The sequence below is a fragment of the Paenibacillus canaveralius genome, assembly GCF_047238265.1.
Taxonomy (GTDB): domain Bacteria; phylum Bacillota; class Bacilli; order Paenibacillales; family NBRC-103111; genus Paenibacillus_F.
On sequence record NZ_JBDFMM010000001.1, the window covers coordinates 37,448 to 55,490 of the forward strand.

The 18,043-nt window shown below is 53.6% G+C and carries 17 protein-coding genes and 1 riboswitch; of the genes, 15 read left to right on the forward strand and 2 right to left on the reverse strand.

The window, feature by feature from the left end; translation table 11 throughout:
* Window positions 1-96 precede the first annotated feature (96 nt).
* Both ald and ABC395_RS00190 read right to left on the reverse strand, forming a co-directional pair.
* The gene (ald, locus tag ABC395_RS00185; RefSeq protein ID WP_413000094.1) at window positions 97-1,230 is read right to left on the reverse strand and encodes an alanine dehydrogenase; all 1,134 of its coding nucleotides are present in this window, start codon (window positions 1,228-1,230) and stop codon (window positions 97-99) included.
* A 137-nt stretch (window positions 1,231-1,367) separates the two neighbouring features.
* Window positions 1,368-2,594: a PucR family transcriptional regulator gene (locus tag ABC395_RS00190; protein WP_413000095.1), complete on the reverse strand. Its 1,227-nt coding sequence runs from the start codon at window positions 2,592-2,594 to the stop codon at window positions 1,368-1,370.
* Between the two features lie 350 nt (window positions 2,595-2,944).
* Here ABC395_RS00190 and ABC395_RS00195 point away from each other — a divergent pair, with 350 nt between their 5' ends.
* The 15 genes from ABC395_RS00195 (at window position 2,945) to wecB (ending at window position 18,003) form a co-directional block, all read left to right on the forward strand.
* On the forward strand, window positions 2,945-4,372 hold the full coding sequence (locus ABC395_RS00195) for an amino acid permease (protein WP_413000096.1): 1,428 nt from the start codon (window positions 2,945-2,947) through the stop codon (window positions 4,370-4,372).
* A 185-nt stretch (window positions 4,373-4,557) separates the two neighbouring features.
* Complete coding sequence (locus tag ABC395_RS00200; RefSeq protein WP_413000097.1) at window positions 4,558-5,013, forward strand: hypothetical protein; 456 nt, start codon at window positions 4,558-4,560, stop codon at window positions 5,011-5,013.
* Between the two features lie 132 nt (window positions 5,014-5,145).
* On the forward strand, window positions 5,146-5,682 hold the full coding sequence (locus ABC395_RS00205) for a hypothetical protein (protein WP_413000098.1): 537 nt from the start codon (window positions 5,146-5,148) through the stop codon (window positions 5,680-5,682).
* Window positions 5,683-5,891: 209 nt separating this feature from the next.
* Complete coding sequence (gene ychF / locus ABC395_RS00210) at window positions 5,892-6,992, forward strand: redox-regulated ATPase YchF (protein WP_413000099.1); 1,101 nt, start codon at window positions 5,892-5,894, stop codon at window positions 6,990-6,992.
* Window positions 6,993-7,208: 216 nt separating this feature from the next.
* Window positions 7,209-8,279 (forward strand): peptide chain release factor 1, encoded by a 1,071-nt coding sequence (gene prfA, locus ABC395_RS00215; RefSeq protein ID WP_413000100.1) that lies wholly within the window; start codon window positions 7,209-7,211, stop codon window positions 8,277-8,279.
* A 7-nt stretch (window positions 8,280-8,286) separates the two neighbouring features.
* Entirely contained in the window at window positions 8,287-9,180 is an 894-nt protein-coding gene (gene prmC, locus ABC395_RS00220; protein WP_413000101.1) for a peptide chain release factor N(5)-glutamine methyltransferase, read from the forward strand.
* 626 nt (window positions 9,181-9,806) lie between these two features.
* Complete coding sequence (spoIIR, locus tag ABC395_RS00225) at window positions 9,807-10,523, forward strand: stage II sporulation protein R (RefSeq protein ID WP_413000102.1); 717 nt, start codon at window positions 9,807-9,809, stop codon at window positions 10,521-10,523.
* Between the two features lie 29 nt (window positions 10,524-10,552).
* On the forward strand, window positions 10,553-11,635 hold the full coding sequence (locus ABC395_RS00230) for an L-threonylcarbamoyladenylate synthase (RefSeq protein ID WP_413000103.1): 1,083 nt from the start codon (window positions 10,553-10,555) through the stop codon (window positions 11,633-11,635).
* 252 nt (window positions 11,636-11,887) lie between these two features.
* Entirely contained in the window at window positions 11,888-12,460 is a 573-nt protein-coding gene (locus tag ABC395_RS00235; RefSeq protein WP_413000104.1) for a manganese efflux pump MntP, read from the forward strand.
* Window positions 12,461-12,544: 84 nt separating this feature from the next.
* A complete protein-coding gene (locus ABC395_RS00240; RefSeq protein WP_413000105.1) occupies window positions 12,545-13,126 on the forward strand; it encodes a low molecular weight protein arginine phosphatase in 582 nt (193 codons plus the stop codon).
* 102 nt (window positions 13,127-13,228) lie between these two features.
* A riboswitch (ZMP/ZTP riboswitch) is annotated at window positions 13,229-13,309 on the forward strand.
* A 166-nt stretch (window positions 13,310-13,475) separates the two neighbouring features.
* A complete protein-coding gene (gene rpiB, locus ABC395_RS00245) occupies window positions 13,476-13,934 on the forward strand; it encodes a ribose 5-phosphate isomerase B (RefSeq protein ID WP_413000106.1) in 459 nt (152 codons plus the stop codon).
* A 29-nt stretch (window positions 13,935-13,963) separates the two neighbouring features.
* Entirely contained in the window at window positions 13,964-14,623 is a 660-nt protein-coding gene (locus tag ABC395_RS00250) for a TIGR01440 family protein (RefSeq protein ID WP_413000107.1), read from the forward strand.
* Between the two features lie 99 nt (window positions 14,624-14,722).
* Window positions 14,723-15,973 carry a serine hydroxymethyltransferase gene (locus tag ABC395_RS00255; RefSeq protein WP_413000108.1) on the forward strand — a complete coding sequence of 417 codons (1,251 nt, stop codon included), beginning with the start codon at window positions 14,723-14,725 and terminating at the stop codon, window positions 15,971-15,973.
* A gap of 240 nt (window positions 15,974-16,213) precedes the next feature.
* Window positions 16,214-16,843, forward strand: coding sequence for a uracil phosphoribosyltransferase (upp, locus tag ABC395_RS00260; protein WP_009676968.1), 630 nt, complete (start codon window positions 16,214-16,216; stop codon window positions 16,841-16,843).
* Between the two features lie 23 nt (window positions 16,844-16,866).
* Window positions 16,867-18,003 (forward strand): non-hydrolyzing UDP-N-acetylglucosamine 2-epimerase, encoded by a 1,137-nt coding sequence (wecB, locus tag ABC395_RS00265; protein ID WP_413000109.1) that lies wholly within the window; start codon window positions 16,867-16,869, stop codon window positions 18,001-18,003.
* Window positions 18,004-18,043: the final 40 nt, after the last annotated feature.

Below are 18,043 nucleotides of genomic sequence, written 5' to 3' on the forward strand. Positions count from 1 at the left end.
CCGAAGCAGCTTCGAGGGGATGAAAGCCGCGGAAACCGCGGTGTTTTTTCGTTTATTGTAATTCAGTACGGTGGACAGCCTGTGACAGATCTGATTTTAGGAAGAAACCGAGATTTTGTCCAGTGCTTTCCCGACCGGCACGTATTCGTAGCCAAGATCGCGGGCAACCGCTTCATACGTAACGGAGCCGCCGGCCACGTTGACGCCAAGCTGAAGAGCGGCGTTGTCTTTTACGGCTTGGTGCACGCCTTTGCCTGCGATTTGCAAGGCATAAGGGAGGGTAACGTTGGTGAGCGCAAGGGTAGATGTACGCGGAACCGCACCCGGCATGTTCGCAACCGCGTAGTGAACGACTCCATGCTTCACGTAAGTCGGATTGTCGTGCGTCGTGATTTTGTCGACGGTTTCGATGATACCGCCTTGGTCGACGGCCACGTCAACGACTACGGAACCCGGTTTCATGGAAGCGATCATCGCCTCGGAGACCAGTTTAGGCGCTTTGGCACCCGGAATAAGAACGGCGCCGATCACGAGGTCAGAAGCCGCAACCGCTTCCGCAATGTTCAGCGGGTTGGACATCAGCGTGTTCACCTGGTTGCCGAACAGGTCGTCCAGCTGGCGAAGGCGCTCAGGGCTAAGGTCGATAATCGTTACGTCCGCGCCCAGACCGACTGCAAGCTTCGCCGCGTTCGTGCCTACGACACCGCCGCCGATAACGGTTACTTTACCGCGCTGTACGCCCGGAACGCCCGCAAGCAGGATTCCTTTGCCGCCGTGCGGCTTCTCCAGGAACTGAGCGCCGATTTGAGCGGACATGCGTCCGGCCACTTCGCTCATCGGAGTCAGCAGCGGAAGCGTACGGTTTACTTCGACCGTTTCGTAAGCGATAGCCGTTACGCCTTTTGCCGTAAGTGCTTTAGCCAACTCGGGCTCTGCCGCAAGGTGAAGGTAGGTGAACAGAATGAGACCTTCACGGAAGTAGTCGTACTCGGATGCCAGCGGTTCTTTCACTTTCATAATCATGTCCGCTCCGGCCCATACATCTGCCGCCTGATCAAGAAGGGAAGCTCCTGCCGTCAAGTATTCTTCGTTCGTAAAGCCGCTGCCGATACCGGCATTTTTCTCAATAAGTACTTCATGACCTGCTTTTACAAAAGCCACAACACCCGAAGGGGTGACGGCGACACGATTTTCGTTATTTTTAATTTCTTTAGGAACACCTATCCGCATAAGAACTGCCTCCTTAGATTAGGAAATCTAAGGCTAGTATAGTTTTGAAAACGCTTTTTTGCTTCGTGCACTTTCGAGAAAAAAGCGCCCGCTTTTTGTGTAAATCCACAAAGCTTGCCACAGAATGCCGAATGACGCTACAATTTTTCGCTTTTCAAATCGAGATACAAGCTCACCTTCTGGTCCATATCTTTGAGGTCGATATCCCCGATTTCGGAAATCCGTTTCAGCCGGTAGTTCAGGGTGTTGGTATGAACGTGGAGAGCATCGGCCGCGTCTTTAACGTTGCTGTCCTGTAGAAGAAATACTTCCAGTGTATGCAGAAGATTGCCGTTATGCTCCCGGTCGTACTGCCGCAGTTTAAGCAGGGAAGGATTGGTGTGGGCGTGAATACGATTTTCCTCGGCCATAAGAGGAAGAAATCGATAGAAACCCAGATCCCTGTAATGGATAAACCGTTTCGTTTCCTGGGGAAACTGCCGCTTCACCTGAAGAACAGAGAGAGCCTCCCTGTAGCTTTTCTCGACCAGACCGTAGTCTTCATAAATATTGCCGATAGCGGTTTGCCCGGGGGCCACGCCGAACCGGTCTTTCATCTGCTGGGCAAAGAGGCGCAGAAACTCCGAAGAATCCGCCGCAAACTGATTGCGGGAAGAAGAGGTCCCGAGCAGTACGAGCTGGGTACGATCGACAATATGAAGGGCGATGCGGATCCGCTGAGTCGTGCTGATCAGATACCGGATCTGCTGAGCCCTTTGCTCGCTGATGTCCGAATCGAATTCGACGACCATGACCTGGAAGCAGTCCATGAGAGGAATGCCGAGCTTGTCGGACTTCTGCCGGACGGCGTCGCCCGAGGAGATGTGGCCGGTCAGCAGCTGCCAGAAAAAGTCCTCAAAGCCTTCCTGCTCCTTGCGTTTCTGCTGCTGAAGCTGCAGCAGCTTGGTTTTGGCCGCACGGGAGGCATGCTTAAGCTGAAGGAAATCCGCTTCTTCTAATTGCCGGGTGTCTTCCAGCACCCAAATGTAGCCCAGCACCTCGCGGTTATTTCGGATCGAAATGGCAATGCGGCGTCCGAGCTTCACATCGTCCAGCGCTTTGATCGGCACGGGGTCCTCGCTGTTCATCAGCCGTTGAATAAACCCCTCGCGCCACAGGCTGGCGATAACCTTCTCGGGCACGCGGCGGCCGACTATCGTGGCGATCCGTACGGGATCGGTCTGCGCTTCATGCGTGCTGTAGGCGATAAGACGGTGGTTGGCGTCTTCTATGGTGATGGCGCAGCCGAGCACCTCGCTGATGGTATCCGCCAATGCTTCCAAACTTTCAAAACTTCGGTCAAACGGATTTAATTCATTGCTCATGCAGGTCTTGACTCCATTTCCTTTGGCTTGCGAAGCGGTTTATTTTATATAAGTAAGGTTCATTTAAAGTCAGTACTTTTATTATAAAACGATTGTGCGAAAAGCCATAGACGGATCGTATCGGTTTGTGTATTTGCACAAATCCCGGGGGAAACATTCTCATAATCACACAAAAACAGATCACACACAAATATGCTACACTTCTTTTTGTAAATGAAGCGCTTTCAATAAACATAAAATAATTGATAACGCTTACTTTTACAGAAATTAGCTACTTTTGGTGGACAGACTTCAAGCCCTCAAGAGGGTATAATCAGAACACGTTTAAGACGAATCTTCAGGAGGTACCTATGTCCAAAAAAACTCAGACTCATGAACTGCAAAGAGGATTGGAACAACGACATATCACCTTGATGTCGCTTGGTGCCGCCATTGGTGTAGGCCTGTTTCTCGGCTCCGCATCCGCAATCAAACTTGCCGGTCCCGGCATTCTGCTGGCGTACGCGCTTGGAGGCCTCATCATTTTCTTCATTATGAGAGCACTCGGGGAAATGGCCATTGAAAATCCCGTAGCCGGTTCGTTCAGCCGGTATGCGAGAAATCATATTTCACCGCTTTTCGGATACTTGACCGGATGGAACTATTGGTTCCTCTGGATTATCACTTGTATGGCTGAAATTACGGCAGTCGGCATTTATATGGAGTACTGGTTCCCGGGAACTCCGCGCTGGCTCTGGGCGCTCGGTGCACTTGTACTCATGAGCGGCATTAACCTGATCGCCGTTAAAGCGTACGGTGAATTCGAATTCTGGTTCGCCTTGATTAAAATCGTCACGATTATCGGCATGATTGTGATCGGAGCCGGGATGATCTTCTTCGGACTCGGCAACGAGGGCATCGCGGTCGGATTCAGCAACCTTTGGAGCCATGGAGGATTTCTCCCTAACGGGGTAACCGGCCTCTTGCTTTCCTTCCAGATGGTAATGTTCGCTTATCTGGGCGTTGAGATGATCGGGGTAACGGCGGGCGAAGCCCAAAACCCTGAGAAAACCCTGGCCAAAGCCATTGACACGGTCTTCTGGCGCATCCTTATTTTCTATATCGGCGCACTTGTTGTCATCATGTCCATCTATCCATGGGATGAAATCGGCAAGGCCGGCAGCCCGTTCGTAATGACGTTCGAGAAAATCGGAATTCCGGGAGCCGCGGGAATTATCAACTTCGTCGTTCTGACGGCAGCGCTGTCTTCCTGCAACTCCGGTATTTTCAGTACGGGCCGTATGCTTTTCAACCTGGCTCAGCAGGGCGAGGCGCCGGATTCCTTCCGTAAGGTTTCCAAAAGCGGCGTTCCGGGCAAAGCCATCGTCGTTTCGGCTATCGCTCTTCTTATCGGTGTTATTCTCAACTATATCGTCCCGGAAAAAGTGTTTGCATGGGTAACAAGTATCGCTACTTTCGGAGCTGTATGGACGTGGGCGATGATTCTTATTTCTCAAATGAGATACCGCAAGAAATTAAGTCCGGATCAAATCCGCAATCTTAAGTACAAGATGCCGCTGGCGCCTTATACTTCCTATATCTCTCTGGCATTCCTCGTGCTCGTCATTGTTCTTCTCGGCTTCTCCGAGGACACGCGCGTCGCGCTGATTGTCGGGCCAATCTGGCTGATCGCTCTCGTTGTGGTTTACTACGGCAAGGGATTTCACCGGAAGAACGCGCTTTCCGAAAAAAACTCCGATAGCGCAGGAATCAGCATCAATCCTCAATCTGAGCTGTAAAACCGGTTCTTGAACGAACATAACGTTTAAAAAGGTAAGGACGGACTCCAAATCGGAATCCGGACTTGCCTTTTTTTATTCCCAGAAAAATTTATGAAAAACTCTTGTTATTGGAAGGCGGGCCTGGAACTTTTAGGGACTCCCGGTCGTTATAAAACTAAGAGCATTTTCAGGAGGGGGTCAGGTTGTCAGCCAACCGTGAAGCAATGGGACAAAAGCAATTCGCCAGAGGTCATTTTCTGTTCATTCTTGGAACTTGTCTGCTCAGCTTGCTGCTGGGTATTTTATATACCCCGATTTGGGGAGGAGAAACGGCATTCTCCATTCAGTTTATAGCACACGAGATTGTGGCCGAACCCCGCGGACTGAAGCTTTGGGCTTATCTTTCCATCGGTCTGGGGGCCATCCTGCTGACCGGTTTGGTCGGATTGATCCGGCCCGGAAAAGCATGCGGGCTCAGCTGTAACGTCCTGGCCGGGATTGCGGTCGTCCTTGTGCTGATCCAGTTTCCGCCCGTTTTTCTATGGGGCATGGTGCTTCCGGTAGATGCCGCAGCCTGGCTCCCGATCCTCCTGCACGGCACGGCTCTGTTTGTCGGATTGTGTGCGGCGGGGCTGATCAAAAGCTTGAAAAGTAAATAACCGTGTGAAATCCTACGTAACTTATAACTTTCGAAAATTCCAAGGGTTCATGGACAATGGCTTGGATACCTACACGAGGGCATGATTACTCCACAACCGTTGCTCAGAACCAAGTATTAAGGAGGCAACTTCTTGAATCTTAAAAAAACATGGATAGCCGGTGTTTGCTCGGCAACCGCTCTTATCATAGCCGGATTGGGATGGAACAGTTCCAGTCAGGCAGACGGTTTTGATAAGAAAGAGAGGCTGGAAATTTTAAAGAAGGAAGAACAACGATTAAGAGCTATACTCGATTCCGGACAACCAGGAGCTTCCGAAACAACGGCCGAAAAATTACAACGTGAGAAAGACGAGAGATTGATCAAAAAAATCGGAATCGAAGCGGGGACTTTGCAGGAAGAGTTATACCCGCCTGACTCTAAAGCAGTACTCGAAGAAAATATAAGATCACTGAAGAATATATTGGAAATCAACGGTTACTACGAAACTAAGAAGAATGACCCCGTAAATGGGAAGGCGTATAAAAGAGCTGCCCGGATTTTGAATGAAAAGAAAAAGACGCTTGCAGAAATCGAGCACCAATTAAAAGACGGGAGCAAGCCCATCGAGCAATTAACAAAGGAATACGAGGAATTAAGAGCTGTCCGTGAACTGACTATTAATGAATAAAAAAGTTTATATTGGCTCAACCGAAGCCATTAGAATAGAATGTGACCCAATACTCCGCAATTTTCCCCGAATGCATGATTTCATTTATATAGAGTTGCCGCTCCCGGCTTTAATTCCGCCCAAATAAGCAAATTGTAACCCCTTGACGAATGGTTTATAATAGAATATGGTGCATTTTTTCAATTTGAGAACCAAGGAGTGTCACATACATGGCTTTGAAAGCAGGAATCGTCGGGCTACCGAACGTAGGAAAATCGACGCTATTTAACGCGATTACACAAGCGGGTGCTGAATCCGCAAACTATCCTTTCTGCACGATTGATCCGAACGTCGGTGTAGTTGAGGTGCCTGACGAAAGATTGCAGAAACTGGCCGATATTGTGAATCCGAACCGGATCGTGCCGACTGCGTTTGAATTCGTGGATATTGCAGGTCTGGTTAAAGGCGCGAGCAAAGGCGAAGGCCTTGGCAATAAATTTTTGGCAAACATTCGCGAAGTGGATGCAATTGTGCATGTCGTCCGCTGTTTTGTGGACGAGAACATTACCCACGTGTCCGGCAAAGTCGATCCGATCTCCGATATCGAGACGATTAACCTGGAACTGATTCTGGCGGATCTGGATTCCGTGGAGAAGCGCATTGACCGTTCGCGCAAAAATATGAAAGGCGGCAACAAGCAGTATGCCGCAGAAGTGGAATGCTTCGAGAAGATCAAGGAAGCTCTGTATAACGACCAGCCGGCCCGCAGCGTAGAGCTGACGGACGAGGAGCGTCTGCTTGTGCGCGACCTTCATCTGCTGACGATGAAACCTGTTCTTTATGCCGCCAACGTGAGCGAAGCGGAAGTGGCGGATGGCGACAACAACCCTTACGTGCAGAAGGTCCGCGAGTTTGCGGCTCAAGAAGGCGCGGAGGTTGTGGCTATCAGCGCGAAAGTTGAATCCGAAATCGCCGAGCTTGAAGGCGAAGACAAAGAAATGTTCCTGGAAGAGCTCGGTTTGCAGGAGTCGGGTCTTGACCGTCTGATCAAAGCGGCTTACAAGCTGCTCGGTCTCTACACCTACTTCACGGCCGGCGTCCAGGAAGTAAGAGCGTGGACCATCCGTAAAGGAACGAAAGCTCCTCAGGCAGCGGCCGTCATTCATACGGACTTCGAGCGCGGTTTTATCCGGGCTGAAGTGGTTTCATATGAAGATTTGACCGCAACAGGCTCGATGAACGCGGCTAAAGAAAAAGGCCAGCTTCGTCTCGAAGGCAAAGAATATATCGTGCAGGACGGCGACGTCATGCACTTCCGTTTCAACGTTTAGGGAGCGGCCGTTAGACGGACGTTTCCTTAGCTTGTTACGGTGTTATATAGAAAATAAGGATGTACAACGCTCGGTGGTAAGGAAATCCTCGAACGGTTGACCGGTCCCTTACGTAAACTATCCTGGCGGCTGGCGGGGGGCGTTCGGGGTTTAGGCTGTTTGCAAAAACGGCGCAAAGCTCTGATTATTTTGACATTATGGTAAGGAGTGGTCCAAATGCTGGATCGTTTGCAGGCTCTGGCGGATCGCTATGAGAAACTGAGCGAGCTGCTCTGTGACCCGGATGTGACGAGCGATACGAAGAAGCTCCGGGAATTCTCCAAAGAACAATCCGACCTACAAGAAGCCTACGATGCTTATGTAGAATACAAAGACGTGCTGGAACAACTGGATGCGGCGAAAGCCATGCAGGCTGAGAAACTCGATGACGAAATGCGCGACCTCGTGAAAATGGAGATCGAGGAACTGTCCGGCCGCAAAGACGAGCTGGAAGAGCGTCTGACTGTGCTCATGCTGCCTAAAGATCCTAACGATGACAAGAACGTGATCGTGGAGATCCGCGGCGCGGCCGGCGGTGACGAGGCAGCCCTGTTTGCGGGAGACCTGTACCGCATGTACTCCAAGTACGCGGATGCCCAAGGCTGGAAAACCGAAGTGCTGGAAGCGAACCTGAACGACCTTGGCGGATTCAAAGAGATTATTTTTATGATTAACGGCAAGGGCGCTTACAGCAAAATGAAGTACGAAAGCGGCGCGCACCGTGTTCAGCGCATTCCGGTAACGGAATCGGGCGGCCGTATTCATACGTCCACTTCCACGGTCGGCGTTATGCCGGAAATGGAAGAGATCGACATCGACATCAAGGACAGCGATATCCGGGTCGATACGTTCTGCTCCAGCGGAGCGGGCGGGCAGTCCGTTAATACGACGAAGTCCGCGGTTCGGGTTCTGCACGTGCCGACAGGCATTATGGCGACCTGCCAGGACGGCAAGTCTCAGAACGATAACAAGGCGAAGGCGCTGCAGGTTCTGCGCGCGCGCATTTACGATGTAAAACGTCAGGAAGAAGAAGCGAAGTACGCCGGGGAGCGGAAGAGCAAGGTCGGCACGGGTGACCGCAGCGAGCGCATCCGGACCTACAACTTCCCGCAAAGCCGCGTAACGGACCACCGCATCGGTCTTACGCTTCACAAGCTGGATACTATTTTGAACGGAGATATGGACGAAATCGTCAATGCTCTGACTATGACGGCGCAGGCCGAGCTTCTTGAAAAAGGGGAGCAATAAAATCATCATGAACAGGCTGATTTATCAAGCCGGCATGTCAATCCGAGAAGCCTATTCCCAGGCTTCTTCTTTTTTCAAAGAGCGGCAAATCCAGGACGCGGCGATCTGTGCGGAGATTCTGCTTCAGCACATGCTGAGGCTGAGCCGGACGGAGTTCTTCTTCCGGCTGGAAGAGCCGTTTCCCGCTGCGCATGCGGAGCAGTGGGTCGAGGTTGTGGAGCGTAAGGCCGCCGGTGAGCCGGTACAGTACATTACCGGCGAGCAGGAATTCTACGGCCTGACGCTCCGGGTCACGGACGCGGTACTGATCCCGCGTCCCGAAACCGAGCTCCTCGTGGAGGAAATCCTCCGCGAGGGCTCGCGCTTGTTCCCGCAAGGCGCTCCGCTCCTTGCGGATATCGGCACCGGGAGCGGAGCTATCCCGGTGAGCCTGCTGCATGCGCGCCCCGAATGGCGCGCCGCGGCATGCGACCTCTCGCCGGAGGCGCTGGAGGTCGCCAAGGGCAACGCCGGACGGTGCGGCGTAGGGGAGCGGATCGCCTTCTACGAGGGCGATTTGCTCCTGCCCTGCATCGAACGGGAGCTGCCCGTCGACATTCTGGTTTCGAACCCGCCGTACATTCCGGCGGGGGACTCGCCGTCGCTGCAGCCGGAGGTGCGCGACTATGAGCCGCATCTCGCGCTGTTCGGGGGCGAGGACGGACTGGATCTGTACCGGCGGCTGGCCAGACAGATCCCGCTGCTGCCGAAACAGCCTAGACTGGTCGGGCTGGAAGTCGGCATCCACCAGGCGGAGGCCGTGGCGGAGCTGCTGCGCGCAGCGGGAGAGTGGAGCGAGATCCGCTTCGTGAAAGACTTGGCCGGCATCGACCGGCATGTCATAGCCATAAATAACGATTGACCGCCGGGAAGCCCAGCTCTGACGAGTGGTTGGGGTCTCGAAAAAAACGGAAAGGGCTGCACGGCTGAAGATGCTGCCGATTCAACCGAAAGCCCAATCCCTTATAGTAACTGAGCAGGGCATACCACGCTGGCTGATAGTACTGCTGCTAATTGGAAGGGGCTGCGAACATCCGTTTTCGAAGACTGCTGCATCAACACATGTAAAGTGACTGCCGATACCCCCTGTTTGGCTTTAGTCGGAACTGGGGTGGCCGGTCCGGCAGGCCCAAAAGAGTAAGAGTTCACGTTTGCCGTCTCCGAAACAGGTTTTGCTATTACCCTTCCCCGAACCGGCAATCTATAAACCTCGCATCTAGAGAAGGACACTTTTTAAAACCTATCAGCATGTTTGGCACTCACGCTCGACAGCTCCGGAAATCCGAGTCTGCTGCTATGGTTGCTGCTTTAAACGGCCGCTTTTCCGGCCGGTTTATATGTTCCACACGAAATTGTTCCACGTGAAAAAAATCATAGATTAGTAGTTTAAAAGATTTACCTTTTGACCATACTAACCGTTACAGAGGAAGAAACAGAGAAGGGCTTCGAAGCTGTCGCTGTTTTTCCGGCAAACGGGAGGGATTCATTATGGTCATTCGTAAATCATACAAGCATTTATTTTATACGTTTTTCGCTCTTGCCATCATGATGATGAGCTGGGAAAGCACGCGCTCGAACGCGGCTCTGGCGGAGGGAGCTATCCCGGATCAGTCGATCCGTCTTCGTATACTGGCCAACTCCGATAAGCCGGAGGATCAAGCCGTCAAGCGGCAGGTGCGGGACGCCATCATCGCTCAGATGAACGAGTGGGTTACGGGGCCGCACTCCATAGATGAGGCGAGGCAAATTGTGCAGCGGAACCTTCCGGTTCTGGAAAAGGTCGTCCGCGACACGCTTGTGTCCCGAGGTCTTGGAAGTATTCCTTACACAGTAGAGCTCGGACAAGTCCCGTTTCCGACCAAAATGTACGGCAGCCGGGTTTATCCGGCGGGGAATTACGAAGCTCTGCGCGTGTCTCTCGGAGAAGGGAAAGGGCAGAACTGGTGGTGTGTAATTTTTCCCCCGCTTTGCTTTGTAGACGGTGTGTCGGGTGAGGCCGTTGCCCAGGCGTCTCCTGCTGAAGACGGAGCTGAAGGGAAATCCTCTGGTGAAGCTAAGACGGCTGGCACGCAGAAAAAAACGGCGAACGCTCCCGCCGAAGGGGCAGCTGCGGATGAGGCCGCAAGCGGAGATACGGAAGTGAAATTTTTTCTGTGGGAACTGCTTCAAGGTATCATCGGATTCTTTCTGAATCTGTTCAGATAAATTTCGGAAACCAGTAAGGGTGAGCAGCTTTGACAACGACTAAACTATGGCAGATTTACAATGAAGCGGACACGGAGACCGGATCCGGACAAGCGGGTGAGGCGATTGCCGAAGCGGCCGGTCTTCTCATCCAGGGAGAAACCGTAGCGTTTCCGACCGAAACGGTGTACGGCTTGGGAGCGGATGCGACCGATTCCGCTGCGGTCGAAGGCATCTATCGGGCCAAGGGGCGTCCTTCGGACAATCCGCTGATCGTCCACATCGCGGACCGTTCCCAAATGGACGCGTTCGTGGATGGAGCACCGGCCGAGCCCCTGCTCAGACTTATGGATGCCTTCTGGCCCGGTCCCCTGACCGTCATCGTGCCGGTCCGCGCGGGCGCGGTATCCCCGCTGGTGACGGCGGGGCTGTCTACCGTCGGGGTCCGCATCCCCGACCATCCGGTCGCCCTGGCACTGCTGCGCGCCGCAGGCTGCCCGGTAGCGGCCCCGAGCGCGAACAGCTCGGGGCGTCCCAGCCCGACGATGGCGGAACACGTCGCCGAGGATCTCGGCGGACGAATCGGCGGCATCGTCGACGGCGGCCCGACGGGCGTCGGCGTAGAGTCGACCGTCGTGGAGTGGGCGTCCGGGGCGGTATACATCCTCCGCCCCGGCGGGGTTACGGCCGAGCAGCTGCGCGAGGCGCTGCCGGACGTGCCGGTGCGCGAGCCTGTGCGCACCGGGGAACCGGCCGGGACGCCGCGGGCTCCCGGCATGAAGTATGCGCATTACGCCCCGAAGGGGAGCATGCGCGTGGTGCTGGGCGACGATCCGCAGGCCGTCGCCGAGTGGATGCGGCGTGACCTTGACGCCGCCAAAGCTCGCGGTGAGCGCACGGGGGTGCTCACCTATGACGAGCGCCGCGGTCTGCATCACGCGGACGCTGTCGTCTCCTCCGGCTCACTGGCCGAGCCGGAGACGATCGCGCGCGGGCTGTATGCCGCGCTGCGGCAGTTCGACCGCGAGGGGACGACGTATATCCTCGCGGAAGGTTGTCCCGACAAGGGAATAGGCCGTGCCGTTATGAACCGGCTGCTGAAAGCCGCGGGTCAAGAAGTTACCCGCGTTTAAGCGGCCGAAGAGGCATTGTGGCACGCGGGACGCTTTCCGGACTGTTGGATTCATACAGGCAGAGGGGGAATACGCCGTATAACGGCGTATCGCAAGGGCATAAAAATTCCGGGAAGCCAGTATCCTTTTCCACACGAATACTTATCACGAAAGCAGCAGCCTTTACCCATGGCGTCAGGTACAAGTCCGTAGCATGTTTCCCGGTTTGTCCGCATATCTTGAGAGAGAAAAAGTGGACAGGGGGAAATACCAATGGCGGCACTGGCGGGCGTGTCACCTTTCGTATGGGGCCAACTGCTGACGATCTTCATCATGGCCATTGCGCTGGGTTTTGACGCGTTTTCTTTAGGAATCGGAATCGGAATGAGAGGAATACGCCTGCTGCATATTCTTAAAATCAGCATCGTCATCGGTCTCTTCCATATCCTCATGCCGCTGCTCGGCATGTATGCGGGCCATTATCTCGGCGCTTTGCTCGGACAGGTTGCCGTGGCGGCCGGAGGCGGTCTGCTCATCCTGCTCGGCTCCCATATGATTTACAGCTCCTTCCGGGGAGACGATTCCCCGGCTTTCGATCATCGTACCTTTTGGGGAATGATTCTGTTTGCGCTAAGCGTAAGCGTGGATTCTTTTTCGGTCGGGGTTTCACTGGGCATTTTCGCGACGGATGTAGTTTTGACGGTCCTGCTTTTCGGGCTGCTGGGCGGAGGTATGTCGATTCTGGGGCTTATGCTCGGACGCCGTGTGGGAAGCTGGATCGGTGAATACGGCGAAGCGCTGGGCGGTCTGATTTTACTGCTGTTCGGTCTGAAATTTTTATTGTAAGTTTTCCTGATTTCAAAAAAAGCGGTACAATAATAGAGAGCGGAATGAACCCGTTCGAATACTCTGTAGGGAGGTAGACGGAACGTGAAACAGATCCTTTTTGTCTGTACCGGAAACACATGCCGCAGCCCGCTGGCTGAAGGGATTCTGCGCCATATGGCCCGGGAGGAAAACCTGGAAGTCCAGATCCGTTCTGCAGGGGTTTTTGCTTCCGACGGCAGCCCGATTTCCCGGCAATCTTCCTCCGTTTTGCGTGAAAAAGGCTGTGAAGCTTCTATCAGCTCCAGTCTTCTCAGATCCGCGGACGTGGATTGGGCCGATCTCATCTTAACGATGACACAAGATCATAAACGCGCCGTAATTCAGCGGTTCCCGCAAGCGGCGGATAAAACACATACATTAAAAGAGTTTGTAGAAGACGATTCCGAGGTCACGACAGCCGCCGCGGAGTGGGAGAAGCTGATCGCCGAATTGCAGGTTAAGCAGGCCCTTTCCCAGGAAATCACGATAGAAGAGAGAACGCGGCTTAAGTATCTGGAAAAACGGCTCCCGGATTATGATATCTCCGATCCTTACGGCGGTTCGCTGGAGCTTTACCGGCACACGGCGGAGGAAATCGAAGAAGCGCTCGTTAAATTGGTTGGAAAGATAAAGGAAAGCCGATGAATGAACCCGATGGCCGTGGTTTCTCTCACCGGGCTAACAAAATCTTCATTTTTTAGCGGCTTTACAGTTTTGCGGGAATACGGTAAGATAGGGGCATAAAAGAAGACCTGATGTAACTGGCGACGAGTGGGTGTAACCACAGTGGAGCATCGGGGTATACGGCCGGTCGCCTGGGCAAAAGAGCAGTACATGCGTATTTACACGCGTGTCATGCTCTTTTTTTCATTGTCTTCTAACGGTTACACAGGTGCAGGTAAAGTCGGAATTTGCCGGTTTTTTTCTCCGGTTGATCGGTTTGGGTTATAATAGAGCCAGACGCAGTTTATTCCCACCCGAGGAGGGCTTTTCAATGAAAATTACAATTGGCGCCGATCACGCCGGATACCGGCTTAAAGATGTTATTGTTCCTTACCTGGAATCGTTAGGTCACGAAGTGAAGGATGTCGGCTGCAACTGTGAACAATCGGTCGATTATCCGGATTACGCCGTCCCCGTTTGCGATATGGTGCTTAACGGACAGGCGGACAAAGGCATTCTGATTTGCGGTACAGGCATCGGCATGACCATCGCCGCCAACAAAATGCCCGGCATCCGCTGTGCGCTTGTGCACGATATGTTCTCCGCGAAGGCAACCCGGGAGCACAACGACACGAATGTGCTTGCTATGGGAGAGCGTGTAATCGGACCCGGCGTAGCACAGGAAATCGTCAAGATCTGGATCGAGACGGAGTTTTCGCACGGTGAACGTCATGAGAACCGCCTGAAGAAAGTGAAGCTGCTCGAAGAGAAGAATACGATTCATCCGTAAGGAACTCTATTTTAAATGGAGGTGATCGTATGAATGACGGAGAGAAAGCCTGGCTGGACGGAATAGGGCCTGCGGTCGAGGCCAATTTCCGGGCGCTGATCGAAGCCGGCGGCTTGAAGCGCGGCCAGATCGTCGTTTTCGGTACCTCGACGAGTGAGGTGCGGGGCCAGAGAATCGGCACGTCCGGCACGCCGGAAGCGGCCGAGCGCATTTTTGACGCCGCGGTCCGGGTGGCGCAAGAATACGGGCTGCGGCTCGCCTTCCAGTGTTGCGAGCATTTAAACCGCGCGCTTGTCGTCGAAGAAGCGCTGGTGGAGCAAGACCCCCGGCTGGAGCCGGTGAATGTGGTGCCGGTGCCCAAGGCCGGCGGCTCGATGGCCGCCCATGCTTACCGGCACCTGAAACGCGCATGCGTCGTGGAAGAGATCGCCGCCCATGCGGGCATCGACATCGGTGACACCCTGATCGGGATGCACCTCCGCCGGGTTGCCGTCCCTGTGCGTCCGCCTGTGAAGCAGGTGGGCGAGGCACACGTGACGATGGCCTACACGCGTCCGAAGCTGATCGGCGGACAGCGGGCCGTGTACGAAGCGGTGCCGGAAAGTCCGGGCATTCCCGTATTCGCCGGTGCCGGCGCGCCTGCCGGCAGGGTTTCGGGAGGCCTTGAAGACAGCGGCACCTGTGAGTAATGACCTGAAGCCGCGATGCGGGGGATTAACCCGCCGTTTATCGCGGCACGTACAAAGCGAAACTGGTTGTGATTTTAAATCCATGGGAGGTTGTTATAGATGGTAGAATTTTTGCGTAAACAGGACCCGAAAATCGTTGAGGCTATGAACCTGGAGCTTGGCCGTCAACGCGATAAAATCGAGCTGATCGCTTCCGAAAACTTTGTGAGCCAGGCGGTTCTGGAAGCTATGGGCACCGTGCTGACGAACAAATACGCGGAAGGCTATCCGTCCAAGCGTTATTACGGCGGCTGCGAGTACGTCGATATCGTCGAAGATATCGCACGTGACCGTGCGAAAGAACTTTTCGGGGCCGAGCATGCCAATGTACAGCCTCACTCCGGCGCTCAAGCGAATATGGCCGTTTACCTGGCCGCGCTGAAACCGGGCGACACCGTTCTGGGTATGAACCTGGCGCACGGCGGACACTTGACACACGGCAGCCCCGTCAACGCGTCCGGCATTCTCTATAACTTCGTAGCTTACGGAGTAAGCGAGAAGAATTCCCGTATCGATTATGATGATGTCCGTAAAGCGGCGTTCAAACACAGACCCCGCCTGATCGTTGCAGGGGCGAGTGCTTATCCGCGCATCATTGATTTCGAGAAGCTCGGTCAAATCGCGAACGAAGTGGGCGCCCTGTTCATGGTCGACATGGCTCATATCGCCGGTCTTGTTGCGGCAGGTCTGCACCCGAATCCGGTTCCGCATGCCCACTTTGTCACGACGACGACTCACAAAACGCTTCGCGGACCGCGTGGCGGTTTGATCCTGTGCCGCAAGCCTTGGGCCGCAGCCATCGATAAAGCCGTATTCCCGGGTTCCCAAGGCGGACCGCTGATGCATATCATCGCGGCCAAAGCCGTTGCGCTGGGTGAAGCTCTGCAAGCCGACTTCAAAACATACGGAAAGAACGTTATCGACAACGCCAAAGCGCTGGCAGAAGGTTTGACGGCCGAAGGAATCGATCTCGTTTCCGGCGGCACGGACAATCACTTGATCTTGATCGACCTGCGCAGCCTGAACATCACGGGTAAAGACGCCGAGCATCTGCTTGACGAAGTCGGCGTAACCGTCAATAAGAACGCGATTCCGTTCGATCCGACGAGTCCTTTCGTAACAAGCGGTATTCGTATCGGCACGCCTGCGGCGACTTCCCGTGGAATGGATACGGAAGCCATGAAGCAAATCGCCAAGATTATCGCCCTTACGCTTAAAAATCCGAGCGATTCCGCCGTTCACGACCAAGCCCGTGAACTCGTCAAAGACGTTACTTCCAAATTCCCGCTTTACACGGGATTGGAATATTAATTCTTCCTTATAAATAGGCCTGCTTTACCGGCAGGTGGTCAGTGAATCCGGGAACCCGCAGAGGGTTCCTTTTTTTATGAAAAAAAGTAGACGGATCGTTCATACAAAAGCAGATTCTTGTCATAAGAGAGTGTGCTTTTTGGGGAGGATATATAAACAGACATATGATATAATGGACGAGGTTTGTGGAAAGTCGGAAAGACATCCAGATCAGCCAGATCGATATTCGGGAGGAATACTATGAGTAAGGTGTTCATTTGCGACCACCCCTTGATTCAGCACAAACTCACATACATAAGAGACGTAAATACGAAAACCAAGGATTTCCGTGAATTGGTGGATGAAGTCGCCACTTTGATGGCGTACGAGATTACGCGTAATATCCAGCTGGAGAATATCCAGGTCAAAACGCCTGTAGCGACCGCGGACTGCCGGATTATTTCCGGTCGCATGCTCGGAATTATTCCGATTCTTCGCGCAGGGCTCGGCATGGTGGACGGGATTCTGAACCTGATTCCCGCCGCGAAAGTAGGTCATATCGGACTGTATCGTGACCCCGAAACGCTTCAACCTGTCGAGTATTATGTGAAATTACCCACAGATGTACAGGAAAGAGAATTGATCGTCGTGGATCCGATGCTGGCGACGGGCGGTTCCGCTAACCTGGCTATCACCGCTTTGAAAAACCGCGGATGCGTACAAATCAAGCTGATGTGCCTGATCGCCGCTCCGGAAGGTATCGAAGCCGTCCAGAAAGAGCATCCGGACATTGACATCTATGTAGCCGCTATCGACGATTATTTGAACGATCACGGTTACATCATTCCCGGTCTGGGAGACGCGGGCGACCGGTTATTCGGTACGAAATAAGTAATTTGGGGGGACGTACGTTCATGAAAAGGTTGAAAGTCATTACGATTTTCGGTACAAGACCGGAAGCCATCAAGATGGCTCCGCTTATTTTGGAGCTTCAGAAGCATCCGGAGCAGATTGAATCACTCGTTGCCGTGACGGCCCAGCATCGCCAAATGCTGGATCAGGTGCTTGAGTTGTTCAATATCCAGCCAGATTTTGACCTCAACGTCATGAAGGACCGTCAAACACTCAACGAAGTCACCATCCGGGTTCTTCAAGGTCTGGAACCTGTTTTCCGCGAAGCGAAGCCGGACCTGATTCTGGTGCATGGCGATACGCTGACGACTTTCTTGGCGAGCTATTCGGCCTTCCTGCAGCAGATCAAAGTCGGCCATGTGGAAGCGGGCCTGCGGACCTGGAACAAGATGTCGCCGTATCCGGAAGAGATGAACCGTCAGCTGACGGGCGTTCTGGCGGATCTTCACTTTGCTCCAACCCGTTTGTCGGCAGACAACCTGCGCAGGGAGAATAAATCGGAAGACACGATTTATGTTACCGGCAACACCGTAACGGACGTATTCCAGTACACCGTGAAGAAGGATTTCCATCATCCGGTTCTGGACTGGGCGGAAGGCAAGCGTCTCATTCTGATGACGGCCCACCGCAGAGAAGCGCAGGGAGAGCCGCACCGCCAGATCTTCAACGCGGTCAAGCGCATAGCGGACGAATTCGAGGATGTCGCGATCGTGTACCCGGTTCATCCGAGCCCGGCCGTTAAGGAACCGGCTTATGAAATTCTGGGCAACCACCCGAGAATTAAACTGATCGATCCGCTCGACGTGTTCGAGTTCCATAATATTTATCCTCATACTTACATGATTTTGACAGACTCCGGCGGTATGCAGGAAGAAGCTCCGTCTTTCGGTATTCCTACTTTGGTTCTTCGTGACACTACGGAGCGTCCCGAAGGTGTGGAAACCGGTAACCTGGAAATGGTCGGTACAGACGGGCAGAAAGTTTACGAGCGTGCACGCGCTTTGCTCACCGATCCGCAAACGTATGATCGCATGAAAGACGCTGCGAACCCTTATGGAGACGGACAGGCTTCCCGCAGAATCGTGCAGGGAATCCTTCACCATTTCGGCTATAAAACGGAAAAACCCGACTCTTTTTAGCCCAACTCGTTCGACATTGTGACGATGCAATGACAAAGGT